Source organism: Curtobacterium sp. KBS0715, assembly GCF_005938005.2.
GTDB classification, from domain to species: Bacteria; Actinomycetota; Actinomycetes; order Actinomycetales; family Microbacteriaceae; genus Curtobacterium; species Curtobacterium flaccumfaciens.
On sequence record NZ_VCCA02000001.1, the window covers coordinates 113,875 to 138,985 of the forward strand.

Below are 25,111 nucleotides of genomic sequence, written 5' to 3' on the forward strand. Positions count from 1 at the left end.
GTCTGGGAGGATCGGGCGGGTGACGAACGTGGCGGAAGCGAGCCGGGCCTCCAGGCGGGGGTTCCGCAGCCTGCTGACCGGACGGCGCAGCGCCTGGACCGCACCGCTGCTGATCTGGGCGGGCTCGCGGGTGGTCAGCACCGTGCTGCTGGCGACCGTGTACCTGCTGGCGATGGCGAACGGCTGGCCGTTCGCCTCGTACCGGCAGGATCCCTCGTTCTTCACGTTCTCGGGCTCGTGGGACGCCTCGTTCTACCGGATCATCGCCGAGCACTGGTACCCCGCGACGCTGCCGACCGATGGCTCCGGGCACGTCCTGCCGAACGCGTGGGCGTTCCTGCCGGTGTTCCCCGCGGTGGTGCGGGTCGTGATGACGCTGACCGGAGCGTCGTTCTGGGTCGCCGGGGTCGTGGTGGCGTCGATCGCCGGAGCGGGCGCCTGCCTGCTGCTGTACCGGCTGGTGCTCGCCGTCGGGTGCTCGCACCGGGCCCGCATGGCGACCGCGCTGTTCGCGTTCGCGCCGACGGGGTTCCTGCTGCAGGTCGCCTACGCGGAGAGCCTGCTGCTCGTGCTGCTGTTCGGCGCCCTGCTCGCCCTGGTCCGGCGACGGTACTGGCTGATCGCCCCGCTCGGTGTCGTGGCGGCGTTCACGAAGCCCGGGGTCCTCGCGCTGGCGCTGGCACTGGCCGTGCACCTGGTCCTGCGGTGGGTGGCCTGGCGCCGGCAGCAGGACGCGTTCCCGTGGCGCGACCGGATCGCGATCGTGGTGACCGGCCTGGTCGTCGCGGCTGCCGGACTGGCGTGGCCCGTCATCGCGACGGCCGTGACGGGGCGGCCGAACGCGTACCTGGACACCGAGCTGTCGTGGTGGGTGGGGTTCGTCGGTCGCCAGCACTTCGCGCCGCTGACGCCGTGGTTCACGATGGCGTCGACGTGGCTCGGGCCGCTCGGCATCGGACTCGTCGTGGTGGTCCTCGCCGGCGCGGTGTGGTTCTTCTCGCGCAGGAGCACCCGGGCCCTGGGCACCGACGTGCTCGCGTTCACGGCGTCCTACGGGCTGTACCTGGTGGCGGTGTTCCTGCCGCAGCAGTCGTTGCCGCGGTTGCTCATGCCGATGGCGCCGTTGCTCGGGTCGGACGTGTTCGTGGGGACGCGGCGGCGGGCGGTGACGTGGCTGGTCGTCGGGGTGTGCCTGCAGCCGGTCGCGATCGTGCTGCTGTGGTTCCTCGGGTACCCGTGAGCCGGCCCGGAGGACGCTACGCGTCGAACGTGTGGAACCAGGCCGATCCGCCGGGGTGCTGCACCGTGATCATCTCGTCGAGGTCGCGGTAGGGGCCGTCCTGGTTGTGGCTCGCCGACTTGATGCGGATGGTGCCGTCGGGCTCGGTGAAGACCTCGGACACGATGGTGGTGTGGTCCGGTGAGCCGTTGGCGTTCCAGTCGAAGAACACGATGTCGCCGACCTTGACCTTGTCGCGCTCGTCCGACGAACGCCGGGTGAGCCCGAACTCGCCCGCGTTGTCCGCGAGCCAGGGGTCCATCGTCGGGCAGTAGGTCCACGTCGCGCTGTGCTCGGCACCGGCGGCCCGGTTGTACCAGTCGGACCGCTGCTCCCACCCACGGGCGATGAGCGTCTGGCTGACGTAGTTCGCGCAGTCGCCGCCGATGGGGTTCATCGTGCCGTACTCGGTGAGGTTGTAGTCCTTCCAGTACCGCATCGCGTAGGCGAGCTGCCGGTCGACGTCGGTCAGTGCGGCGTAGGCGAGGGTGGTCGAGGCGACCGCGCTGCCCGCAGCGGGCGTCGCGGCGGCGGTCGGCGTCGGCGATGCGGTCGCGGTGTCCTGGGTGGCACCGCTCTGCCCGTCGTTCGCGGCGCTGCCGTTGCCGTCGGATGACTGGTTCGCCGACGGGGTCGGCTCGATCGCGGACGTGAAGAGTGCGACGTCGGCGTCGCCGGCCGTGTACATCGCCTGGTGCGGGGCCGTGAAGGTCACCTTCGACGCGGTGGCCTGCACGTCACGCGCCGCGACACCGCCGACGGTGACGCCCTTGACGGCGGCGAGTCCGGTCCCCGTCACAGTGACCGTGACGCCACCGGCGAGCGGGACCTGCGCCGGAGTGAGGGACTTCGCGACGGGCTTCGCGGTCGGTGCGGACGAGGCGTCTCCGCCGCCCGAGCTCCCGCGCCCGCCGCCCGAACCGTTGCCCGAGTCGCCACCCTTGTCGCTGCCGGAGGAGCACGCCGCGACGGCGAGCCCGATCCCGGCGACGCCGGCGAGGGACAGGAGTGCGCGGCGGTTCATCGAGGCAGTCATGACACGACCAGCGTAAGCGACACCTCCGTCGTTCCGACACGGCATGATCGTCTTCGGGGGCGAGCGTCCTCCGTGCCCCAGCGGACCCGTTCGGAAGGAACACACACATGCCCGAGAGCCACGACTTCTTCGTCGCGACCGACCCCGAGACCGCCCGTGCACAGGTGCGCGAGGCCCTGTCCCGCGAGGGCTACACCGTCGACGACGCCGAGCAGGGTGCACTCCGTGCGACCCGCGGCAGCCTCGGCCTGACGCTGCTCATCGGCGGCATGGCGAACGACCGCACGTTCCACACCCGCCTGGACGTGCAGATCATGATCGCCCCGGACGGCCGCACCGTCGCCCGGCTGCTGCGCGGCTCGGGCAAGTCCGCGATCAAGGGCGGAGCACTCGGCATCTCGCGCGGCAACCGTGCCTTCGAGCAGGCCGCGAACGCCATCCACACCACCTTCGCGCAGTCCGGCGTGCTGACGGAGAGCATCGCAGGCTGACGCGTCGACGACGGGGACGGGTCAGGCGCGACCCGCCGACGGACGGGAGGCTCGGTGCCTGCTGGCACCGGGCCTCCTGTTCGTCAGGGCGTCAGGGCGTCACGACGTCGCAGCGCCACGTCAGCGCGATCAGGTGCAGGAGACGTCGCGGTCGATGGTCCGGGAGCCGTAGGGAACCTCGACCTGGACCATCGCGATCTTGCCGCCGGACAACGGTGTCCCGGCACAGGTCTTCCGAGCCTTGGTGATCGTGCCCTTGCCGATCGCGATCCAGTTCGACCGGCCGCGCAGCGGGCTGCTCGACTTCACCGTGCCCGCGATGGTCTTCCACTGCGAACCGTTCGAGTAGATGCCGATCGTCCGCACACCGCCGGCCTTGAGCCCGACGATCATGCCCTGCATCGCGGCGCGGTTCTGGGCGGTGTCCCGCTGGTACGACAGCCCCGTCTCGACGTCGAGCCACCAGCGGTACGCGGACGGGTTCGCGACGCCACGGCTCTTGACGTCGTCGTACCCGCGGGCGTAGCCGTACATGAACGAGCACGCCAGGGTGACCTGCTTCTTGCCGCCCTTGGTCACGCACTTGCCGAACGGGTTGGTGGGCACCGTGCCCTGGTAGCTGTTCGACGTGGGCCAGACCGACGCCTTGAGGCCCGGGTTGGCGAACAGCACGTACAGCTGCGTCTTCGGCTGGGCCGATCCCCCGACGGACTTCGCCGACCAGGCGAGCTGTTCGGCGAGGCACGGGTTCGTGGTGTTGCCGAGGGAACCGTTGACGCCGACGATGCCGAACGCCTGGTCGGTCGGGACCTGGCGGTCGCACTGCGGCCAGGAGATGTCGACCCCGAGCGGGGTGACCGCTGCGGACGCACCCGAGGACGGGCCGGCGACGGCGATGCCGGCGGCGACGACCACCGTGGTCGCGATGGTCGCGACGAGACGACTGATACGGAACATGCTCTCCCCCTGGTCGGGCCCTGCGGGCCAGCCGCGCCCCACCGGCGCACAGGGAGTCTAGGGCGGTGCGTCGGACAACACACCACCCCTGTTCGTGGACTGTGTCGAACGCTCCGTGGCGCACCTGCTGTGGAGGAGGACCGGCTGACAGCCCGACGACGGCAGAACGGCCCGGAACCTGTGGGTTCCGGGCCGTTCGTGGTGCTACCTGGTGGAGCTAAGGGGATTCGAACCCCTGACCTTCTCATTGCGAACGAGACGCGCTACCAACTGCGCCATAGCCCCAAGTGCTCGATCACATTAGCACCCTCGGTCGGCCCAGCCGAAATCGCAGGCGGCCCGTCGGGCGTGCCGCGGGTCAGACCGCGCGGCGGCGTCGCATGATCGCGTCGAGGTCGGCCTGCTGGTAGGCGTCGTCGTCGAGGACCCCCATGCCGGCCCACTTGCTCGGCGGACCGGCGGGAGCGGCGGGTTCGTCGGCAGCGGGAGCAGCAGCAGCGGAGGCAGCAGGAGCAGCGGGCGCCCGCAGCCCGAGCCGCTCGGCCAGACGCCCCTGGTCGTGCGCGGACAGCGATGCCGCAGCTTCCTCGAGCTCGGGTCGCATCCGCGAGACCCGCGCCAGCGACGGGTCGGACTCCCCCGCCCGGATCGCCGCCGCTTCGGCCTCGGCCTCCGCCTTGGCCGCGGCGACGCGCTCCTTCAGCCGGGCAGCGAGTTCCGCCGACGACTCGGGCGATGCAGCCGGTGCGCTCGGCCGCTCCACGTAGAGCGGCTTCGGCACGTGGTTCGGGGTCCACGAACGGTCCGCAGCGGGCGCAGCGGGCTGCTCGGTCGACAGGGGCGGGGCCGGGTCCGTCCAGGCGGTGGACGGCCGGGAGGCGCGGGTCGCGCCCGTCTCGCCGGCCGCGAGACGCTGCTTCCGCGCCGTCGCCACCTGGTGCAGCTGGGCCAGGACCGCTGCGGACCCACCGGCGGCGACGAGGCCTGCGACACCGACGAGCCAGAGCGACGGTGCCACGACGAAGACCACGAGGGCCACGACGATGCCGACCGTGCCGAACAGGGTCGCCCCGAGCCGGGAACGGCGCATGCGCATCGCGGTCAGGGCTGGCACGGCGGACGCCCGCTCGAGCACCGGGGCCTGCTCGGCCAGGCGGCGGGTGATCTCACGCTGCCGCGCGGCTTCGTGGGCTCGGACGATGGCGGTGCGCTTGGCCTCTTCGGACCGGGCGACGCGCTGCGCCTGGGCGAGGGACTTCGCGTTCATCTCGATGCGGACCTCGTCCGGCAGCTCGGCGGTCTGCGCGAGGATCCGGAGGGTCTGCTGCAGCCGGATGGCGTTCCGCTCGGTGGCCAGGTACTGGCGGCGGGCGGCCCACGACGGCATCAGGTAGACGAGCCAGAGGACGGCCGCGACGAGCAGGACGATGCCGCCACCCCACGAGCCGATTCCTGCCATGCGAACACGGTAGGGGCGGCGGTTCCCGCGCCGCGTCATTGCCGGACGCGTGTTGCGCGTGTCGGGGGCGAATCTGCGCGGGCGAGCCGCGCCTCCAGGCCCGTGACAGGCGGCCCGTCAGATGCGGGGCGTCGTGTCCAGCGGCATGGCAGCCTCGTCGCGTGCGGCAAGCGGAACGGTCCCCGCACCGGGAGGCACCTGCCCCTGGACCCAGCGCTCGAGGACGCCGCCGCGGACCTCTTCCGCCACCAGCGCGAAGCAGAAGTGGTCGCGCCAGTCCCCGTTGATGTGGATGTAGCGGCGACGGAGTCCCTCGTACCGGAAGCCGAGCTTCTCGACGACGCGCAGGCTCGGGGCGTTCTCCGGCCGGATGCAGATCTCGATCCGGTGCACGCCGAGCGACCGGAAGCAGTGGTCGACGGCGAGGGCGACCGAGATCGGCGTCACGTTGTGGCCGGCGGCGTCCTCCACGACCCAGTAGCCGATGGAGGCACTCGCGAGCGAGCCGTAGGAGATGCCGGAGACGTTGAGCTGACCGACGAAGCGACCGTCGAGCTCCATCGCGAACGGGAGTCCGAGCCCCGCGCGGGCGTTGGCCTGGAGCGCGCGGATGCTGCCCCGGACGTCGGTGGAGACGTGTCCGGAGGGGTTCGTGGCCTCCCAGGTGCGGAGCCACGAGCGGTTCGTCGCGAGTGCCGCGTCGAGGTCGCGGGTGTCGCGGAGCCGGAGGGGCCGGATGGTGACCCGCCCGTGGGACAGGGTCGGGATCGTCGTCATCGCTGGGTTCCTCCGGGGTCCCGCCGCTGTGCGGGACGGGGTGTCCCGCCCGGGTCCGTCATGTCACGGACCCGAGCGGGATGGCCGACTATTCGCCCGCGTTGAACTCCTTCAGCCACGACTTGAGGTCGGGGCCGAGGTCATCGCGGTCCGAGGCGAGCTGCACGATCGCCTTGATGTAGTCGAGTTTGTCACCGGTGTCGTACCGGCGTCCACGGAACACGACGCCGTACACGCCGCCGGTCCACTCTTCGGCGCTCGCCATCTTCATGAGCGCATCGGTCAGCTGGATCTCGCCGCCCTTGCCCGGCTCCTGCTTCTCGAGGACGTCGAAGACCTCGGGACGGATGACGTAGCGGCCGATGATGGCCAGGTTCGAGGGCGCCTCGCCCTGCGGGGGCTTCTCGACGAGCCCGGTGATCTTCACCACGTCGTCGGTGTCGGTCGGCTCGACCGTGGCGATGCCGTACAGGTGGGTCTGCGACTCGGGGACCTCGAGCAGGGCCACGATGGTGGCGTTCTTCTCGCCCTGGACCTCGATCATGCGCTGGAGCAGCGGGTCACGGGCGTCGATGATGTCGTCTCCGAGGAGCACGGCGAACGGCTCGCGGCCGACGTGCATCTTCGCGCGGAGCACGGCGTGGCCGAGGCCGAGCGGGTCGCCCTGCCGCACGTAGTGCATGTCGGCGAGGTCCGTCGACTGGTTCACCTTCTGCAGCTTCTCGTGGTCGCCCTTCTTGCGGAGGGTCTCCTCGAGCTCCGACACGTGGTCGAAGTGGTTCTCGAGCGCGTTCTTGTTGCGCCCGGTGATCATCAGCACGTCGGTCAGCCCGGCACCGACAGCCTCTTCCACCACGTACTGGATGGCCGGCTTGTCGACGACGGGGAGCATCTCCTTCGGCATCGCCTTGGTCGCGGGGAGGAAGCGGGTACCCAGCCCTGCGGCCGGGATCACCGCCTTCGAAATCTGGAAGCCCATGGTCAGACCGTATCCGATCCCCCTTTCGAGGGCATGTCGTCGCTCCGGGGGACACGGGACCCAGCGGGTTCCCGGCGGGAAGCCGCAACCGCACCCCCTCGGTAGACTCCTGCCCATGATCGCCGATCTCGGGAACGAGAAGCGCGCCCTGCGAGCCGAACTCCGGCAGCGGCGGCGCACCCGGACCACGACCGAACGCGACGCGGACACCCAGACCCTGACCGCGACCCTGCAGCGCTTCGTCGAGGAACGCCAGGTGACGTCCCTCGCCCTGTACCTGTCCGCACCGGACGAGCCGAACGTGCGGCCGTTCCTGAACTGGGCGTTCGGGCAGGGCATCCGCGTGCTGCTGCCGGTCACCCGCGAGGACGGGCTGCTCGACTGGGCCGTCGGCGACGGCGAGAGCGAGACCGAGAGCCTGCTCGGCCTGCCCGAGGTGGTCGGCGAGGTCCTCTCCCCGCTCGCGATCAACGACGTCGACGCGATCCTCGCCCCGGCGGCGGCGGTCGGGCACGACGGCGTCCGCATGGGCTGGGGCCGCGGCTACTACGACAAGACCCTCGGGTCCATGGCGAACCGCCCGCCCGTCTATGCTGTGATCTTCGACGCGGAGTACCTCGACGAGGTCCCGCGCGAACCCCACGACGAACCCGTTGACGGCATCATCACGCCGTCGCGCATCATCACGTTCCGGAGCTGACGTGCCCACCTACTCGTACCGTTGCACCGAGTGCGACAACGCGTTCGACATCAAGCAGTCCTTCTCCGACGCCACCCTGACGGAGTGCCCGGTCTGCGGCGGCGTCCTGCGGAAGGTGTTCTCCCCCGTCGGCGTGACCTTCAACGGTGGTGGTTTCTACCGCACGGACTCGCGTCCGGCCCCGAAGTCCGAGGGTTCGTCGAGCACCCCCGCGAAGTCCGAGCCGAAGAAGTCCGAGCCGGCGAAGAAGGCCGAGTCGAAGCCCAGCGGCTCGAAGCCCGCCGCGTCCTGACGCGGTCTGCGCTCTCCGGATAGGTTGGGGCGCGTCGCCACTCGGCGGCCGTCCTCGACCCGGAAGGAGACCCTCGCATGAAGGGCTTCAAGGAGTTCCTGCTCCGCGGCAACGTCATCGACCTGGCCGTCGCAGTCGTCATCGGTGCGGCGTTCACCGCGATCGTCAGCACGATCGTCAGCGCCCTGATCAACCCGCTCATCGGCGCGGTGTTCAACGCCTCGAGCCTCGACAAGGCGCTGGTCGTGGCGATCCCCACGTTCTCCGGCGGTGACGCAGAACTGAAGTTCGGCGCGATCATCGGCGCCGTCCTGAACTTCGTCATCGTCGCCGCGGTCGTCTACTTCGCGCTCGTCGTGCCGGTCAACCACCTGAAGAAGGCGGCGTTCGAGCGCGTCAAGAACGACGAGGAGCAGACCCCGCAGGACGTGCCCCCGACCGACGTCGAGGTGCTGCTCGAGATCCGCGACCTGCTCCGCCCGCAGACCGGCGGTGCCACGAGCGCGGGCGCGCACATCGCCCCGTCGAACGCTCCCGAGGGGCCCGGCATCGGCGGCTCGACGAAGCTCTAGCCCCGGCGCGCCGTCGCAAGACACCGGTGTTCGCGCGCTGCACACCCGCAAACCGCGGTGCGCAGCGCGAACACCGGTGTTTTGCGGAGAGGGCGCCCGCGTCAGGCGGCGGGGACCGCGCGGCGCTTCGCGAACATCGCGACGGCGTACTGGGCGCCGGCGAGCACGTGGCCCGCGGTGCCGAGGTACACGAACACCAGGGCCACGACCCGGACCCACGGCGCGTTCTCGTCGACGGTGTGCACCGCGGAGAACAGCAGCACCGGCAGCCCGACGAACAGCAGGGCCGAGCGGATCTTGCCCGTCCACGTGACGTCGAGGTCCGGGTTGCCGTGGAACAGCACGCTCGACAGGACGACGAGCACCAGGTCGACGAGCACCACGACCGCCACCACCCACCAGGGCAGCAGGCCGACGAGCACCAGGGACAGCACGATCGCGATGATGGCCAGGCGGTCGGCGACGGGGTCGATCGCCTTGCCGAGCTTGGACCCCTGGTCGAACTTGCGGGCGATGAAGCCATCCGCCCAGTCACTCACGCCGATCACGACGAGGGCGACGAGCGCCCACCCCGGGTGGCCGGCGACGACGAGGCCGATGAACACCGGGATCAGCACGAGGCGGAACAGCGTGATCAGGTTCGGCCAGGTCTGCCAGTCGGGGCGCTGTCGCGCGGTGTCAGTCATCACGGGCCAGGCTACCGGTTACCAGTGCGGGGGGACGTCGCGTCGGAGCTGGTCGTCGTTCTCACCGTCGCGGTGCCGCGCCGGTTCCGGCGGCGGGGCGGGGTCGTAGCCCGCCACCGGCTGGGTGGTGACGCGTCTGCGGCGCCGCACCGGGCCTCCCGACGGATCGTCCGTCTCGCCTCCGTCGGCGGCGGGGCGGACGGGAGGCACGGCTGACGACACGTCGTCGACCCGCGTCCACGTGCCCACCAGCTGGTCCGTCTCCGGCGTCACCGGACCGGCGGGCCGCGAGGCCCGGCGGCTCATCGGCGGGCGGGGATCGGGGGGATGGAGATCTCCTGCGTGGCGCCGCGGTCGACCCCGAGCACGGCGGCGACGGTGTCGGCGACGCGGTCCGGGTCGGAGAACAGCTGGAACGCGTGCACGCGCACGTAGTGCCAGCCGAGTCGGCGGAGCACCTCGGGACGCAGGCGCAGGGACTCGCGCAGCGATCCCTTGACCAGCGACGCATCGGTCTCGATCGTGACGCACACGCCGCCGTGCGCGGCGACGAGGCCGAGCTTGCCGCGGTGTCCGAGCGCGACCGGGATGCCACGCATCTCGAGGCGCCGGGCCAGGTCGACGAGCAGCGGGTCGGAGTCGTCCGGCACGTACTCGGCGGTGGTGCGGGCACGCACCTCGGCCAGGATCTCGGCGAGGGCGACGGTGCCGTGGCCCATGCGCTCGGCCTCGATGTCCGACGGCTGGAAGCAGGTGACGATGACCATCGAGCGACGCGCGCGGGTCATGGCGACCGCCAGCAGCCGCTCGCCGCCGGGCTTGCCGAGCGGACCGAAGTCACGCAGCACACGGCCGTGCGGGGTGCGGCCGTAGCCGATGGAGAACACGACGCGGTCGCGGCTCTGCGCCACCGACTGCTCGAGCGTCGCCACGATGAACGGCTCGGCACGGTCGCCGATGACGAACTCGGTCAGGTCCTTATGGCCCTGGGCGGCGGTCAGTACGGCCTGCTCGACGCGCACGGCGTGCTTCGCCGACGCGGTGATGACCATGAGCGACTCGGTCGGGCGGGTGCGGGCGTGGTCGATGACGAGCCGGACCACGCGGTCCACCTCGGCGTCGACGCTCTCGACGGCACCGGACTCGGGGTCCGGGACGGCCTTGCCGTCGCTGACGTAGTCGAGCGCGATCGACCCGTGGCCGAGGAACGAGCCGGCCCACGGCAGGGACTCGATCTTGCCGCCGTAGAACCGACGGTTCACGAGCTCGGCGAGGTCCTCGCCGCCGGCGCGGTACGACCGCGACAGCGACAGGGTCGGCAGCAGGGTGGACAGCTTCGCCAGGGCGGAGTCGGCGTGGAACGCGTCGAGCGTGCCCTCGTCGACCTGCAGCGCCCGGTGCTCGGGGTCGACCGCGATGCGGAACGGCGACGGCGTCTGGGTGACGGGGTCACCGAACACGACGGTCTGCCGGGCACGACGGACGGCACCGACGGTCTCGGCGATCGTCACGGCGCCGGCGTCGACCAGGATCACGGTGTCGAAGGGCATCGTGTCGGCGATCTGCGGCACCTCGTACGGGCTGGCGAGCCAGACGGGTGCGATCGACCGGGACAGGTGCGGTGCGGAGTCCTGCAGCAGGCGCGAGGTGATCGCGCCGTCGCGGAGCTGGGTCTTGAGCGCCGTCGCTTCTTCGGGCCAGTCGACGAGACCGACCTTCCAGTTCTCGGCGAGCTGCCACGCCAGGCCCTGGGAGACCCCGGCCGCGTGGGCGTCGTCCACCAGGCGGAAGTCGGCCTCGACCCGGTCGAGCATGTCGGTGTTCGCGCCGAGCAGGGCCCGGTCGGACTCGAGCATGGTCTCGAGGGCGGACTGCCACCAGGCGAGTTCGAGCTCGGCCGGCACCTGCACGTCCGGCACGTGCCGGTTCGCCAGGTCGGTGATGAGCGGCTCGAGCTGCAGGTCGCGCAGGGTCTGCATGAGCTCGGTGCGCTCCTGCAGGTTGTGCAGGACGTCGGACTCGGCGGCGAGCTCGGCGATGGTCGGGACGAGCTGGTCGACCGGGGTGTTCGCGAGCTGGCGGTCGCGCTCGGTGCGGCCCAGCGGCTCGTCGAGGCGCGCGAGGTCCTCGGCGACGTTCGAGAACAGCACCTGGACGTCGGCGATGCCCGTGGGCACCTCGGGGTTCACGCCGGCGGCGACGTAGCGCTGCCAGAGCACCCGCTGCTGCTGGACGCGGGTCAGGGCCTCGTGCAGGTCGGACACGTGCACGCCCGGACGGACGTACTCGCGGGCGAGCTTCTTGAGCCGACGACGGTTCGTCGACGACATCGGGGCGCCCTCGCCGCGGGGGGCCGTGGCGGCCACGAGCTCGGACACCGAGCGGTCGAAGACCACCGGCAGGAAGCGGTCGAGCGTGTCACGGATCTCGGTGAGCAGGCGCAGGTAGATGCCGAGCTCGTTGATCGTCGTGAACTGGCGCATGTGCGTCGAGCTCACCAGGTCGTGGGCGCGGCGGAGCAGGGTCGGCAGGCCGTCGGCGTCGAGGTCCTTCGCGATGCGGTGCGCACGCTGGGCACCGTCGCTCGAACCGAACTTCGCGCCGTACCAGGGCGAGTCGTCGGGGCCGTAGCGGAACTCACCGAGGTTCGCGGCGCTGACCATCGTCTCGGCGACGCGCGACCGGCCGTCGACCATCGAGGCGACGGACTGCTTCGACAGGCGCGCGGTGGTCGAGGGGGCGACGGGCAGCAGCGACAGGCGCGACAGCTCCACCAGGCAGTCGAGCACCGAGACGCCGAAGTCGGGGTCCTTGCGGGTGAGCGACCCGCGGTAGTCCTTCAGCACCTTGCGCAGACGGACCAATGCGTCGTCGACCTCGCGGAGGTTCGGACGCGCGGCCTTCTCGTTCCGGGCGATGGCACGGACGACGTCGCGGCGCAGGGTCGACGGCGTGACCGCGACCCCGGGCAGCTGGACCTCACCGAAGCGGGCGGCGATGCCCCGCAGGGTCGCGCGGCGCGGGCTCACGACGAGCACGCGCTTGTTCGCGGCGACCAGGCCGCCCAGGGCGTTCACGATGGTCTGGGTGCCACCGGTGCCGGGAAGGGTCTTCACGACGATGGAGTTGCCGGCCGTGATCTGCGCGATCACGTTCTCCTGCTCGTCGTCGGCGTCGAGCAGGAGCGTGTCGGTCTCCGGGCTGCGCTCGTCCGACGGGGTCTGCTCGACCGGGTGGTAGGACTGCTCGACCTGCCACTTCGCGCTCGGGTTGCCGGCGAGGGCGTCGAGCACGGGGTGCGACAGGTCGCCGGTGTCCTCGACCATGCCGGTCGCGACCTCGGCGAAGGTGGACACCACGAGTCGGGCGTGCACCGAGAAGCCGGGGATGTGCGCGGTCAGGCCCCGCAGGCGGTCGATGACGGGGTTCGGGGTGAAGGAGCCGTCCTGCTGCGCGAGGGCCACGAAGGACTGCGCGTCGAGGATGACCCCGAACTGCTCGTGCAGCGCGTCGGCGAGGCCCGGGTTGAGCACCGGTTCGCCGAGCAGGCGCACCTCGAAGTCGCGTCCGTGCCGGCGGATCGCCAGGGGGCGCAGGAGCACCGGGCCGCGGAACTGCTCGTCGCCGTGCTTCCAGTCGGCCATGCCGATGCCGAGCTTCACGGCGTCGATGCCGCGCACGGTGGCGAGCTCGGTGCCCTTCGCCTCGACGTGTCCGGCGGCCACGCGGGCGGCACGGAGCGCCACCTCGTCGCGGATCAGGCTGGACAGCAGGGTCGTCTTGCCGGTGATGAACTGCGCGAGACCGCCCGGGTGGGTGGTCGAGAGCTCGATGCGGGCGCGCGGGTGGTCACTGAAGTGCGTGAGCGGGCTCGTGCCGCCGACGCCGGTCAGCTGGGTCCGCCAGCCGTCCCACGTCGGTTCCGCCGCGTTGCCGGCCTGCAACCGCGGGTCGCCGAGGCTGATCGCCTGCGGGCTCGTCATCTGCAGCTCCGGGCGGAGCATGCGGTCCGGCTCGTCGTCGGTCCGTTCCTGGTCCACGTCCTGCTGCTCGTCTCGATCGTCGTCGGGGCGCGCGCGGGCACCCTCGACGGGGACGTCGTCGTTCACGTCGTCCTCACCGTCGGTCACCCTGTCCGCTCGCCACACATCCGACACTGTAGGCGGAACCGGACGGCCTCTCTGGCAATGAACCGAGGTTTCGGGGTTTCCGCAAGGACCTGACCGGCGTCGGACCCGACCTGCGGCGCGTCCGATCCGACGGCGGCCCCGTCCGGTGTGGTACCAACGGGGCATGGCCATCGACGACCGCACCACTCCGTCCGCCCCCACGCCGAACCGGCGTCGATCGGTCCCCGCCGAGATCTCACGGTCGTGGCTGCTGGTGTCCGGCACCGCCACCGACCGGTTCGACACGTCCCAGCGCTCCCGCGCCGACCAGATCATCCTGGACATCGAGGACGCCGTCGACCCCGCCGCGAAGCCCTCGGCCCGGCAGGGCGTCGCCGCCTGGCTCGCCGGCGGCGGCGAGGCCTGGGTGCGCATCAACGACGTCACGACGGACTTCTGGGCGGACGACGTCGAGGAGCTCCGCGGCCTGCCCGGGCTGCAGGGCGTCATGCTCGCCAAGACCGAGTCCCCCGCCCAGGTCACCGACACCTGGCACCGGCTCGGCGGCCAGACACCGGTGATCGCCCTCGTCGAGTCGGCCCTGGGCATCGAGGAGTCGGTGTCGATCGCCAAGGCGCAGGGCGCGTTCCGCCTGGCCTTCGGTTCCGGCGACTACCGCCGCGACACCGGGACCAGCGCCGACACGCTCGCGATGGCGTACCCGCGGTCGAAGCTGGTCGTCGCCTCACGCGTCGGCGACCTGCCGGGTCCGATCGACGGCCCCACGGTCGGGTCGTCGCACCCGATCCTCCGCGAGCAGTCGCAGGTGGCCGTGTCGCTCGGCCTCACCGGCAAGCTCTGCCTGGACACCGAGCAGCTCCCCGTCATCAACGAGGTCATCTCCCCCACGCCGACGGACGTCGCCTGGGCGCAGGACTTCCTCGACGACTTCGAGGCCCGCGGCCGGGTCATCCGCGACGGTTCCGACCTGCCGCGGCTCGGTCGGGCGCAGAAGATCCAGCGGCTCGCACAGGCGTTCGGGGTCGAGGCGCGGTAGGACTGCACGCATGACCTGGTCCAACGTCCCCGGCCCTCCGCCGCAGTCTTCCTCCGCCCCCACGGACGCGCAGCGCGCGGCGTGGGAGCGCGGTGGCACCACGCTGTTCCCGCCGGCGAAGCTCGCCGACCGGATCTCGACGGTGCTGCTCCTGGTGTTCGGTGCCGTCATGACCGCGATCACGGCGGTCGTCGGCATCGTCGCGATCGCCTCGGCCACGGCAGAGTGCGACGCCTCGGCCGGGTGCACACCCGGTGGGTACTTCGGTGGCGCGGCCATCGCGGTCGGTGGCGCCTTCGTCATCGGGGTCGCCACGATCGTGCTGTCGATCGGCGCGTGGATCCGACGGAAGCCGTCGTGGTGGATCGCGGCGATCGGCTTCGTGCTCGCGATCGTCGTCATCGCCTGGGGCGGGGTCGTCTTCGTGAACGCCATCGACAGCGGGTCCGGATCGTCGTCGGTGTCCGCCAGCGCCTGACCGGCGCGCACCGACACCACCCTTCCGGCCGGACCCGGTCGTCCGCCGCGTGTCGGGCCTGCGAACGCGTGTGCGTTCCGGCCTGGAGGCGCGGGTCGGGGCCGCCACGCGCCTCCGGTCCGGACCGGGGTAGCGTCCCGGGCATGGTGACGGTGTCGCGGACGACGGTCGCGGTGGTCGGTGGCGGCCCCGCAGGGGTCGTCCTCGGGCTGCTGCTCGCCCGCGCCGGCGTCGACGTGCGCGTGCTCGAGCGGCACGGCGACTTCAACCGCGACTTCCGGGGCGACACGGTGCACGCCTCGACCATCCGGCTGCTCGACGAACTCGGACTCGGTGCACCGTTCCGGGCGTTGCCGCAGTCACGCCTCGACGACTTCTCGCTGCCGATGCCGGACGGCTCGCGGCTGCTGCTCGGTGACTTCTCGCGTCTCGCCCCTCCGTACGACCACGTGGCAATGGTGCCGCAGTGGGACCTGCTCGACCTGCTCGTGACCGCCGCCCGTCGTGAACCGTCGTTCCGCATCTCGATGGGCCTCGCGGCGACCGGACTCATCGAGGAGAACGGGGTCGTGACCGGGGTCCACCTGCGGCCGAGGGACGGCACCGGCGAACCCGAGGAACTCCGTGCCGACGTCGTGATCGCCTGCGACGGGCGGAACTCGGTGCTGCGTCGCGCCTCCGGGCTCGTGCCACGGGCGTTCCGGGTGCCGTTCGACACCTGGTGGTTCCGGTTGCCCCGGCGCCCCGGGGACGCGGCGAGCGCCCTCACCCCCGCGTTCTCGGACCGGGACGTGCTGCTGAGCTTCCCGCGGCCGGACTACCACCAGGTCGCCTACTTCGCGCCGAAGGGCTCGGACACGGCCCTGCGCACCGCGGGGGTGGCGGCCTTCCGGGCCCGGGTGGCGCGGCTCCGACCGGACTTCGCCGACCGGGTCGACGCGATCGGCTCGATGGACGACGTGCACGTGCTCGACGTCCGGATGGACCGCCTGCGCCGGTGGTGGCGCCCGGGGCTGCTCTGCATCGGGGACGCCGCACACGCGATGTCGCCCGCCGGCGGGGTCGGCATCAACCTCGCTGTACAGGACGCGGTGGCGACCGCGACGTTCCTGGTGCCGGCGCTCCGACGGGGACTCCGCGGTGGCGGCCTCGACCGGGCGCTCGCGGCCGTCCAGCGTCGCCGGACCCCGCCCGCAGCCCTGGTGCAGGCCGCCCAGGCCGTGCTGCACCGGGTCGTGTTCGAGCGGGCCTTCGCCGGCCACCTGCAGGACGGTCCGCCGCTGCTCCCGGTGCTGCTCGCGCGCTGGGTCCCGCCGGTCCGGGGCTTCTACGCCCGCGGCATCGCGTTCGGTCCGCTGCCGGAACACGCGCCGGCGTGGGCTCGTCGGTGACCGGGAGCTCGTCGGTGCGGGCGTCTCGTCGTGCGGGAACTGGGCGTCGGCATCGGGGCCGGGCGCATGCTGGGCCGATGAAGCAACGAGTCATCGGAGACGTGTCCGTCAGTGCCATCGGTCTGGGCGGGATGCCCATGTCGATCGAGGGCCGGCCGGACGAGCGTCAGTCCATCGCCACGATCCACGCAGCGCTCGAGAACGGTGTCACGCTCATCGACACCGCCGACGCCTACCACCTGGGCGGCCACGACGAGGTGGGGCACAACGAGGAGCTCATCGCGCGGGCCGTCCGGGAGTTCCACGACGACACCTCGGACGTGCTCATCGCGACGAAGGGCGGACACCTGCGCCCCGAGGCCGGCAACTGGGCGCAGAACGGGCACCCGGAGTACCTGAAGGAAGCCGCGAAGGCCTCGGCGAAGCGGCTCGGCGTCGAGCAGATCGGCCTGTACCAGTTCCACCGGCCCGACCCGGCGGTGCCGTACGCCGACTCGATCGGGGCGCTCGCCGAGCTGCTCGACGAGGGCGTCATCCGGATGGCGGGCATCTCGAACGCCGACCCGGACCAGATCCGCACCGCGAACGAGGTGCTCGGCGGACGCCTGGCGTCGGTGCAGAACCAGTACTCACCCAAGTTCCGGTCGAGTGAGCCGGAGCTCGAACTGTGCGACGAGCTCGGCATCGCGTTCCTGCCGTGGAGCCCCCTCGGTGGCATCGGGAGCGCGGCGGACCTCGGGACCGCGTTCGAGGACTTCGCGTACATCGCCCGCGACCGCGGGGTCACCCCGCAGGTCATCGCCCTGGCGTGGGAGCTGCAGAAGAGCGACGTCGTCGTGCCGATCCCCGGTGCGTCGCGGCCGCAGTCCATCCTGAACTCGATCACGGCGCCGACCGTGCGGCTGCGGCCGGAGGACGTCGCACGCCTCGACGCCTCGCAGCCCGCGGCCGTCTGACGCCCGTTCCCCCCGACGGGGGAAGCACGACGCCCCGCCGCTCCTGGTCGAGGAGCGGCGGGGCGTCGTGCTGTGTGTGGCTGGGCGTGCGCCCGCTCAGCTCTTGGCGGGGCAGACCGCCGAGACCTGGTCGAGGGTGGTCTGCACCTCGGTCTGGGCCTTCTTGACCTCGGCGGAGTCCTCGGCCGCACCGGAGCGGATGGCGGAGCTGTAGCCCTTCGCCGCGCCGGAGAAGTCCTCGAACGTGTCGTGGACCTGGTCGTTCGAGACCTTCGTCAGCGCCGAGTCGATGCGCTGGACGAACTCGTCGACGAGCGCCGCACGGGCCTTCGGGTCGGCCGGGGCAGAGCTGGAACCCTGCTCCTTGAGGAACGACGCGAGTTCGTTCTCGAGCAGGGAGCAGGCTTCCTCCTTGGTCTGGGCGGGTGCTGCGGCGGCGGTCTTCGAGGCCGACGGTGCGCTGGACGAGCCCGAGTCGCCGCCCGAGCAACCGGCGAGCAGCGTGAGTGCGAGGCCGGCGGTGGCCAGCGCGATGAGCTTCTTGGGCATGGTGGAGAGTCCCCCTCGATCTGTCCGCACTCCCCCGGATGAGGTGCAGATCCGTCGTCGAGCGTACAGGGAACCTCCACAGGGACACCGGCGGTGGTCGTGGGCGACCGGCAGCCAGCCGGAGGCGGGTGGCGCGTACCGTCGAGGGCATGCGAGCCATCACGTTCGACGACACTTCCATGTCCGTCACCGACCTGCCCGACCCCGAACCCGGCACGGACGAGGTCCTGATCGAGGTCGCCGCGGCCGGCGTCAACAACGCCGACCTGCAGCAGCGCGCCGGGAACTACCCGCCACCGCCCGGGGCGTCTGAGATCCTCGGGCTCGAGGTCTCCGGCACGGTGCGGGCCGTCGGCGCGGGCGTCACGACCGTGGCGGTGGGCGACCGGGTGTGCGCGTTGCTCTCCGGCGGCGGGTACGCGGCACTCGTGGTCGCGCCGGTCACCCAGGTGCTGCCGGTCCCCGAGGGCGTCGACCTGGTCGAGGCGGCCGGACTGCCCGAAGCCGCGTGCACGGTCTATTCCAACATCGGCATGCTCGCCGGACTCCGCCCCGGGCAGACGCTCCTGGTGCACGGGGGTACGGGCGGCATGGGGTCGCACGCGGTGCTGTGGGCGAAGGCCCTCGGTGCGACGGTGATCGCGACGAGCGGCGGCGACCGCAAGGTCGCCGCGTCCCGTGACCTCGGCGCCGACCTGGCCATCGACCACCGCACGGAGGACTTCGTGGAACGCGTCATGGCGTTCACCGACGGTGTCGGCGTCGACGTCGTGCTGGACGTCGTCGGGCCGTCCTACCTGGAGCGGAACCTGCAGGCCCTCGCCCCGAACGGGCACGTCGCGGTCATCGCCTCGGGCAGCGGCCGCACCGCCGAGCTCGACTTCGGGGTGCTCATGCGGAAGCGCGCGACGATCAGCGGCACGACCCTGCGCGCACGGCCGCTCGCCGAGAAGGCCGCCATCGTCGAGGCGGTCCGCTACAACGTCTGGCCGCTGGTCGCCGACGGCCGGGTGCGCCCGGTCATCGACTCGGTGCTGCCCATGGCCGAGGTCGAGGAAGCCCACCGCCGCGTGCGCGACGGCGAGGTCATCGGCAAGGTGCTGCTGACGCCCTAGGCGTGCACGCGGGCGAGGAACTCGACGAGCGCCGGGTGCTGCGGGTGGTCGAGGACGTCGGCGGGGGAACCCTGCTCGACGACCTCGCCGCGGTGCAGGAACACGATCCGGTCGGCGACGTTCCGCGCGAAGTGCATCTCGTGCGTCGTCATCAGGATCGTCGAACCCTGTCGCTTCAGCTCCGTGACCAGGTCGAGCACCTCACCGACGAGCTGCGGGTCGAGGGCGCTCGTGACCTCGTCGAGCAGCAGGAGTTCCGGGTCCGACGCGATCGCCCGGACGATGGCGACGCGCTGCTGCTGCCCGCCGGACAGGCGGTCCGGGTAGGCATCGGCGAACGAGGCGAGCCCGATCCGGTCGAGCAGGCGGCGCGCGGTGTCCTCGGCCTGGGCCCGTCCGATGCCGTGCACCTGGCGGGAGGCGAGCGTGACGTTGTCGAGCACGCTCATGTGCGGGAACAGGTTGAACTGCTGGAACACCACGCCGATGCGCGCCCGCACGGCGTCGACGGCGATGCGCGGGTCGGCGATGTCCGTGCCCTGCAGCAGGATCTCACCGTCGTCGATGCCCTCGAGCAGGTTGACCGTCTTGAGCAGCGTCGACTTGCCGGAGCCCGAGGCCCCGATGACGCAGATGACCTGGTGGCGGTGGACCGTCAGGTCGATCCCGCGCAGGACCTCGTGCTCACCGAAGGCCTTGCGCAACCCGCGCAGTTCGAGGACCGCGCGGTCCGTACCGGACGCACCACGGGCCTCCAGGCCGGCCTCGCTCATACGGTCCCTCCGATCTGCTCGCGCCGCTGCTGGCGACGCGCGATCGCGTCCGTGACGCGGATCAGCGGCAGGCTGATCACGACGAACAGCAGCCCGGCGACGAAGTACGGCGTGAAGTTGTAGGTCTCGGCCTGCGCGATCTGGGCGGAGCGGACCGCGTCGACGGCCCCGAGGATCGACACCAGGCCGACGTCCTTCTGCATCGACACGAAGTCGTTCATCAGCGCTGGCGTGACCTTGCGGATCGCCTGGGGCAGCACCACGAGCCGCAGGGTCTTGGCGTGCGAGAGTCCGAGCGACCGGGCGGCCAGGCGCTGGGAGGGGTGCACGGCCTCCATGCCGGCGCGGAGCACCTCGGCGATGTACGACGAGTAGGTCAGGGTGATCGCGATCGTGCCCCAGACCTCGGCGGGGAGCCGCGGGAACACCCCGAGCCCGGGGATGCCGTAGCCGACCAGGTAGAGCACGATGATGAGCGGCAGGCCACGGAACAGGTCCGTGTAGCCGGTCGCGAGCATCCGCAGCGGGAAGAACACCGGGTTGCGCAGGCCGCGGACGACCGCGAGCAGCGTGCCGAAGACGGCGACGCCGATGGCGCTGAAGAACAGGATCCGGACGTTCAACCAGAGGCCCAGCAGGATGTCCGGGAACGTGTCGACCGCGGTCTCCGGGTCGAAGAACGACTGCTGCACCGCCGCCCACCCGGGGGTGTTCACGACACCGAAGTACACGACGGCGAGCACGACCAGGGTGGAGACGACCGACACCACGACGGAGCGACGGCCACGCTGGCGACGGTAGAGCCGACGCTCGAGCTCGACCTGGCTCGGCGCGGGTGCGGCGACCGGGGTGCCGGCCCCTGCTGGCAGGGTCATCCGGTTACTTCAGGACCGGCGTACCGGTCTCCGACGAGAGCCACTCGGTCTGCAGGTCCTGCAGGGTGCCGTCGTCGTCGAGGGTCTTCAGGGCCTTGTCGACCTTGCTCGTGAGCTCCGAGTCCTTCGGCAGGACGAAACCGAACTCGTCGCCCTTGCCGTCGGACGGGAACTGCGCGGACACGGTGCCGTCGTCGAGCTGCGCCGAGGCCATGTAGAACGCCGTCGGCAGGTCGGTGACGATCGCGTCGATCTGCCCGGACTTGAGCGCGAGCACGGCGTCGTCGTTGGAGTTGAACACCTGCGGCGTGACCCCGAGGACGTCCTTGACGCTCGCGATGCTCGTCGAACCGGTCGCGACGCCGATGGCGTCCTGCTTGAGCGCGGCGATCGTGGTGTCGCCGGCGGCCTTCGACCCGGACGTCGTCACGACCGCCTGCGTCGTCGTGTAGTAGGCGCTCGACATGTCGACGGCCTTCTTGCGCTTCGCGTCGATCGAGAACTGCTGGACGTTGAGGTCCCAGTCCTTCGGGCCCGGTGCGATGGCGCTGTCGAAGGTGCTGCGCTTCCAGACGACGTCGGACTTGCCGTAGCCCATCTCCTTCGCGACGGCGTACGCCACGGCGGACTCGAAGCCCTTGCCGGACTCGGGCTTGTTGTCCTCGATCCAGGGCGAGTACGCCGGGTCGCCGGTGGCGATCGTGAGCTTGCCGTCGGTCACGGTGCCGTCGGCGTTGCTGCTGCCCCCGGCGGAGCAGGCCGACAGGGCGAGGGCGGCGACCGCGGCGGTGGCGACGGCGAGGGTGAAGCGGAGGTGACGGGTCACGGTCGGGCCTTCGTGCGAGGGGGGTGGGGGCAGGTCGAAGTGTACTTCGCGGTGGGATACCAACGCGAAACGGTGTCGCGGTGCTACTCGGCGGCAGGGTCCCCGTCGTCGGCCATCGTGAAGTCGTCGAACGAGAAGCCCGGCGACACCAGGCAGCTCAGCAGCACCTCGCCGTCGCCCGGGATCGTCCGCTGCCACACGCCACCGCGCACGAAGGCCTGCGCGTCGTTCACCCGGTCGCGTCCGGCGTCCGGGCCGAGGGTGATCGTCGCGCCGGGCTCGGGGGCGTCGCCGTCGCCGCCGAGCTGCAGGTCGACGGTGTCCGGCCCGTGCCACATCCAGATCTCGTCGCTCGTGACCCGGTGCCAGGCGGAGGCCTCGCCCGGGGGCAGCAGGAAGTGGATCAGGGTGGCGGCGGGACGCTCCCCCGCGGGGGTGGTGACCGTCGCCGGCGAGGTCCAGGTGCGGACGTACCAGCCACCCTCGGGGTGCGGTTCCATGCCGAGGGCGATCGCGCGCTTCGGCACGTCGAGCCACTCGATGAGCTCACCGGTGACGGTTCGGCGTGCGGCCATGCCGGGGTGGGGTGCGGACTCGGTCATCGTTCCTCCTGGTGCGGTGCGGGGGTGTCCGTGTGCGGGGAAGCCGGCTCGGTGACCCCGCCCGCCACGGCGCGCACGACCCCGCGGATCACGGTGGCGGCCGCCCGCCCGGCGCCGTCCTCGACGAGCTCGGCGAGCGCGTCCGGCACCGTGCGGGCGTCGACGTCGAAGACCGCCAGGTCGGCGCGCGCCCCGACGGCGAGGTGCCCGATGCGGTCCGGTCCGACGGCGAGCCCCATCGCGTGCGCACCACCGAGGGTCGCCGCTGCGAGCAGTCGCTCGTGCAGGTCACGGTGCCCGTAGCCCTGGGCGCGGGCGATGCGGTGCAGCGCGGTGACGTCGGCCATCAGGTCGAGGGACGGCGACGACGACAGGGAGTCGGTGCCGATCGCGATCGGGCTGCCCTCGCGCAGGTAGTCGGCGACGGGCGGCGGGTCGAGGCCGATGACGGCGTTGGAGCGGGGGCACAGCGCCACCGCGGTGCCACGGGCACGCAGGAGCGCCCGGTCGGCGGCGGTCATGTACACGCCGTGGGCGATGTGGCAGTCCGGCCCGAGCACGCCGAGGCGGTCGACGAACGCGGTCGCGCTGGCACCGAAGCCCAGGGCTCGCAGCGCCCGGAACGACGGCACGTTCGCCAGGTGCCAGTCGTTCCCGTGGCCGACGCCGTCGACCCCGTCGAGCCCGGGGACCGGACCGAGGGCGGTGCGCTCCCCTTCGAACGCCGCCTCACCGAGGTGCAGGTGCAGCCGCAGGCCGCGCTGCCGCACGATGTCGGGGAGCTCGAGCAGCGGAGCGACCTCGAGCGAGTACGGCGCGTGCGGCGACAGGCCGGCACCGGGTGTCGTGGGGATGCGGTCGAGTTCGTCGAGCACCTGGTCGCGACCGTGCGTCTGCCAGGCGTCGTTCTCCCAGTCCATCACCTCCCAGTACGCGATGCCGCCGAGCCCGGCGTCCTGCAGCGCGGTCGAGGCCTCGATGTCGGTGACGATGTCCGCGATGCTCGTGACGCCGGCCAGGATCGACGCGCGTGCACCGTCCGCGGCTTCGGCCCGCCAGTCGTGCGGTTCGGCGTAGTCGACGTTGAACGCCGCGGCCCAGTCCTCGAACCCGTTGTACTGGCGTCGGCCGACACCGGACATGCCGGTGTACTGGAGGTGCGAGTGCGCGTTCACGAGTCCGGGCAGGAGCGCGCCGCGCCACTGCCGCTCGGTGAACGTCGCGCCGGACCCGGTGAGCTGGTCGATGACCCACGACCGGTCGCCGACGTGCAGGATGCGGCCGTCCTGCACGGCCACCGCGCCGTCGGCGATCGGCGGCGCCGTCATCGGGACGACGACGCGTGCCGAGTGCACGGTGACCGGGCGTGGACGAGCGCTCATGCCGGGTCTCCGAAACGGCGGGTCCGGACGTCCGGCTCGCGATCCGCCGGGTGTTCAGCGGGGAGGCCGGGAGGCAGACGTCGGCTCCCGAAGGCGGCGAGCGCCGCGCGGGCGGTCACGTCGTCGACCGCGGGGTCGATCGGCACGACGGCACGCTCCAGCTCGTCGCCGCGTTCCAGGAGCATCCGGACGGCGCCGAGCTGCACGGCGAACGACAGGTCCATGATCTCGACCGGGTTGCCCTCGGCCGCGGTGATGTTGATGCAGCCGCCGTCGTCGAGCACGATCGGCCCGCCGTCGGTACCCGGGAACACGAACCGCTCGGCCTTCGGCCCCACGTCCTGGCACCGGGCCCCGGCGGCGAGCGCGTCGTCGATGGCGATCTCCTGGTCGACCCCACCGGCGACGGCGAGGACCGCGCCGTCCGCGCAGGCACGGAGCACCTCGAGGTCGATGGTGTCCGGCACCCCGGTGGCGCTCATCACGAGGTCGGCGGCGCGCACCGCCTCGACGAGCGGGGCCACGGCGTACCCGGCGAACCGCGCCTGCAGGGCGCGGACCGGGTCGGTCTCGGCGACCGTCACCCGGAACCCGAGGGCGGTGAGCACCAGGGCGGCCCCCTCGCCGACGTGCCCGAACCCGGCGACGACCGCCGCGCCTCCCGGCATCACCCGGTGCGTGCCGGACGCGAGCCCGTCGACCAGGTCGAGCACCGCGAACACCGTCGACTGCCCGGTGCCGTACCGGTTGTCGAAGAACGTCTTGGCGCGGGCGTCGTTCACCGCGATCACGGGGATGCCGAGCTCGCCGCGCGCCGCAAGGACACGAAGGGGTCGGAGGCCGCTCGTGGTCTCCTCGGCGGCGCCGAGCATCGTCGGCAGCAGGTCGGGGCGTTCCTGGTGGGCGAGCCGGATGACGTGCGAGCCGTCGTCGAGCAGGATGTGCGGCGCGGTGTCGAGCATCGCGAGGGCCAGCTGCTTCTGTTCGGACAGCGTCGCCGTGCTGCTCGCGAACACCGTCAGGCCGGCGGACCGCAGTGCGTCGGCGACGGCGTCGTCGGTCTCGTCGGCGTGGGCGTAGACGACGACCTCGGCACCGGCGTCACGGAGCAGCAGGCTCAGCACCGCCGTCTTTGGCTCGAGGAACATCGCGACACCGATGCGTGTGCCGCGCAGGAGCCCGCCGTCGCGGAGTTCCGCGGCGACCGACCGGGCGACCGGCATCGACCGTCGTGCCCAGCGCAGGCGGGCGTCCGCCGCGGGGTCGTCCTCGGGGTCGCGGCCGGTGGACACCAGGAAGACGTCGTCGGACAGCATCGGGACGGCGAGCACGCCGGGGCGGGCGGGTGCGACGGGGCCGAAGGCGTCCTCGTCGACGGCGGGCAGGTACCGGCCGGCGTCGATGACGACCAGGGTGGTGCCGCGCGGGCGGGCGGCGGCCTGCTCGACCGCGGGGGTCGATTCGTCGGGCGTGCCGAGGCACCAGAGCTGGTCGACGAGGTCGGACGGCTGGTGCTGTTGGTGCGACTGGTCCGACTGCTCGACCTCGCGCGCACCGAGTGCGGTCAGCAGGTGCCGCAGTGCCGCGGCATCCCGGGGGTCACCGCCGACGATGCGGAACCGGCGGGCGGCGACGAGCAGGTTGGTCGCCGCGGCGAAGCGCCGAACGGCCGCCGAGGCCCAGGCCAGCGTCGCGGGGTCGGGTGCTGGCGGCATGTGCCAATCGTAGGGCGAGCGGGGCACGGGTCCGGCGGCGCTCCGGGAATGCCCG

General features: G+C 71.9%; 24 protein-coding genes and 1 tRNA gene. 10 read left to right on the forward strand and 15 right to left on the reverse strand.

Annotated elements, in window-relative coordinates; translation table 11 throughout:
* The first annotated feature begins 19 nt into the window (after nt 1–19).
* On the forward strand, nt 20–1,240 hold the full coding sequence (locus tag FFG40_RS00590; RefSeq protein ID WP_185974053.1) for a hypothetical protein: 1,221 nt from the start codon (nt 20–22) through the stop codon (nt 1,238–1,240).
* A 16-nt stretch (nt 1,241–1,256) separates the two neighbouring features.
* Here FFG40_RS00590 and FFG40_RS00595 read toward each other — a convergent pair whose 3' ends face one another.
* Nucleotides 1,257–2,315, reverse strand: a complete 1,059-nt coding sequence (locus FFG40_RS00595; RefSeq protein WP_185974054.1) for an amidase domain-containing protein — start codon at nt 2,313–2,315, stop codon at nt 1,257–1,259.
* 107 nt (nt 2,316–2,422) lie between these two features.
* On the opposite strand from FFG40_RS00595, the gene FFG40_RS00600 reads away from it, so the two are divergent.
* Nucleotides 2,423–2,806, forward strand: a complete 384-nt coding sequence (locus FFG40_RS00600; protein ID WP_071405149.1) for a hypothetical protein — start codon at nt 2,423–2,425, stop codon at nt 2,804–2,806.
* Nucleotides 2,807–2,935: 129 nt separating this feature from the next.
* On the opposite strand, the gene FFG40_RS00605 is transcribed toward FFG40_RS00600, so the two are convergent.
* The 5 genes from FFG40_RS00605 to galU form a co-directional block, all read right to left on the reverse strand.
* Nucleotides 2,936–3,763 (reverse strand): hypothetical protein, encoded by an 828-nt coding sequence (locus FFG40_RS00605; RefSeq protein ID WP_138801919.1) that lies wholly within the window; start codon nt 3,761–3,763, stop codon nt 2,936–2,938.
* A 209-nt stretch (nt 3,764–3,972) separates the two neighbouring features.
* Nucleotides 3,973–4,048, reverse strand: a tRNA-Ala gene (locus FFG40_RS00610).
* A gap of 73 nt (nt 4,049–4,121) precedes the next feature.
* Nucleotides 4,122–5,222: a hypothetical protein gene (locus tag FFG40_RS00615; RefSeq protein WP_138801920.1), complete on the reverse strand. Its 1,101-nt coding sequence runs from the start codon at nt 5,220–5,222 to the stop codon at nt 4,122–4,124.
* A gap of 117 nt (nt 5,223–5,339) precedes the next feature.
* Nucleotides 5,340–5,999, reverse strand: a complete 660-nt coding sequence (locus FFG40_RS00620; protein WP_138801921.1) for a GNAT family N-acetyltransferase — start codon at nt 5,997–5,999, stop codon at nt 5,340–5,342.
* Between the two features lie 88 nt (nt 6,000–6,087).
* A complete protein-coding gene (gene galU / locus FFG40_RS00625) occupies nt 6,088–6,978 on the reverse strand; it encodes a UTP--glucose-1-phosphate uridylyltransferase GalU (RefSeq protein ID WP_027466560.1) in 891 nt (296 codons plus the stop codon).
* A gap of 115 nt (nt 6,979–7,093) precedes the next feature.
* Between galU and FFG40_RS00630 the strand changes: the two genes are divergently transcribed.
* From FFG40_RS00630 to mscL, 3 genes are all read left to right on the forward strand, one after another.
* A complete protein-coding gene (locus FFG40_RS00630) occupies nt 7,094–7,678 on the forward strand; it encodes a 5-formyltetrahydrofolate cyclo-ligase (RefSeq protein WP_071244110.1) in 585 nt (194 codons plus the stop codon).
* Between the two features lies 1 nt (nt 7,679).
* Nucleotides 7,680–7,970, forward strand: coding sequence for an FmdB family zinc ribbon protein (locus tag FFG40_RS00635; RefSeq protein WP_027466562.1), 291 nt, complete (start codon nt 7,680–7,682; stop codon nt 7,968–7,970).
* Between the two features lie 77 nt (nt 7,971–8,047).
* Complete coding sequence (mscL, locus tag FFG40_RS00640) at nt 8,048–8,542, forward strand: large conductance mechanosensitive channel protein MscL (protein ID WP_027466563.1); 495 nt, start codon at nt 8,048–8,050, stop codon at nt 8,540–8,542.
* 101 nt (nt 8,543–8,643) lie between these two features.
* On the opposite strand, the gene FFG40_RS00645 is transcribed toward mscL, so the two are convergent.
* On the reverse strand, nt 8,644–9,228 hold the full coding sequence (locus FFG40_RS00645; protein ID WP_051596961.1) for a CDP-alcohol phosphatidyltransferase family protein: 585 nt from the start codon (nt 9,226–9,228) through the stop codon (nt 8,644–8,646).
* Nucleotides 9,229–9,530: 302 nt separating this feature from the next.
* On the reverse strand, nt 9,531–13,358 hold the full coding sequence (locus FFG40_RS00650; protein ID WP_138801922.1) for an AAA family ATPase: 3,828 nt from the start codon (nt 13,356–13,358) through the stop codon (nt 9,531–9,533).
* Between the two features lie 163 nt (nt 13,359–13,521).
* On the opposite strand from FFG40_RS00650, the gene FFG40_RS00655 reads away from it, so the two are divergent.
* The 4 genes from FFG40_RS00655 (at nt 13,522) to FFG40_RS00670 (ending at nt 17,219) form a co-directional block, all read left to right on the forward strand.
* A complete protein-coding gene (locus FFG40_RS00655) occupies nt 13,522–14,394 on the forward strand; it encodes a CoA ester lyase (protein WP_138801923.1) in 873 nt (290 codons plus the stop codon).
* A 10-nt stretch (nt 14,395–14,404) separates the two neighbouring features.
* The gene (locus tag FFG40_RS00660; protein ID WP_138801924.1) at nt 14,405–14,872 is read left to right on the forward strand and encodes a DUF6264 family protein; all 468 of its coding nucleotides are present in this window, start codon (nt 14,405–14,407) and stop codon (nt 14,870–14,872) included.
* Between the two features lie 143 nt (nt 14,873–15,015).
* Complete coding sequence (locus FFG40_RS00665; RefSeq protein WP_138801925.1) at nt 15,016–16,263, forward strand: FAD-dependent oxidoreductase; 1,248 nt, start codon at nt 15,016–15,018, stop codon at nt 16,261–16,263.
* A gap of 77 nt (nt 16,264–16,340) precedes the next feature.
* Nucleotides 16,341–17,219 (forward strand): aldo/keto reductase, encoded by an 879-nt coding sequence (locus FFG40_RS00670; RefSeq protein WP_071244093.1) that lies wholly within the window; start codon nt 16,341–16,343, stop codon nt 17,217–17,219.
* 96 nt (nt 17,220–17,315) lie between these two features.
* Here the strand turns inward: FFG40_RS00670 and FFG40_RS00675 are convergent, their stop codons facing one another.
* Entirely contained in the window at nt 17,316–17,768 is a 453-nt protein-coding gene (locus FFG40_RS00675; RefSeq protein ID WP_138801926.1) for a hypothetical protein, read from the reverse strand.
* A gap of 149 nt (nt 17,769–17,917) precedes the next feature.
* On the opposite strand from FFG40_RS00675, the gene FFG40_RS00680 reads away from it, so the two are divergent.
* Complete coding sequence (locus FFG40_RS00680) at nt 17,918–18,883, forward strand: NAD(P)H-quinone oxidoreductase (RefSeq protein WP_138801927.1); 966 nt, start codon at nt 17,918–17,920, stop codon at nt 18,881–18,883.
* Here the strand turns inward: FFG40_RS00680 and FFG40_RS00685 are convergent.
* The 6 genes from FFG40_RS00685 to FFG40_RS00710 form a co-directional block, all read right to left on the reverse strand.
* On the reverse strand, nt 18,880–19,656 hold the full coding sequence (locus FFG40_RS00685) for an amino acid ABC transporter ATP-binding protein (RefSeq protein ID WP_138801928.1): 777 nt from the start codon (nt 19,654–19,656) through the stop codon (nt 18,880–18,882). The genes FFG40_RS00680 and FFG40_RS00685 overlap by 4 nt on opposite strands.
* Nucleotides 19,653–20,531: an amino acid ABC transporter permease gene (locus tag FFG40_RS00690; protein ID WP_110862374.1), complete on the reverse strand. Its 879-nt coding sequence runs from the start codon at nt 20,529–20,531 to the stop codon at nt 19,653–19,655. The genes FFG40_RS00685 and FFG40_RS00690 overlap by 4 nt, the downstream gene beginning before the upstream one ends.
* A gap of 4 nt (nt 20,532–20,535) precedes the next feature.
* On the reverse strand, nt 20,536–21,357 hold the full coding sequence (locus FFG40_RS00695) for an ABC transporter substrate-binding protein (protein ID WP_138801929.1): 822 nt from the start codon (nt 21,355–21,357) through the stop codon (nt 20,536–20,538).
* An 83-nt stretch (nt 21,358–21,440) separates the two neighbouring features.
* Nucleotides 21,441–21,959 (reverse strand): cupin domain-containing protein, encoded by a 519-nt coding sequence (locus tag FFG40_RS00700; protein WP_258371348.1) that lies wholly within the window; start codon nt 21,957–21,959, stop codon nt 21,441–21,443.
* A complete protein-coding gene (locus FFG40_RS00705) occupies nt 21,956–23,341 on the reverse strand; it encodes an amidohydrolase family protein (RefSeq protein WP_138801930.1) in 1,386 nt (461 codons plus the stop codon). Before FFG40_RS00705 ends, FFG40_RS00700 begins: the two co-directional genes overlap by 4 nt.
* A complete protein-coding gene (locus FFG40_RS00710; RefSeq protein WP_138801931.1) occupies nt 23,338–25,056 on the reverse strand; it encodes an adenosylhomocysteinase in 1,719 nt (572 codons plus the stop codon). Before FFG40_RS00710 ends, FFG40_RS00705 begins: the two co-directional genes overlap by 4 nt.
* Between the last annotated feature and the right edge of the window lie 55 nt (nt 25,057–25,111).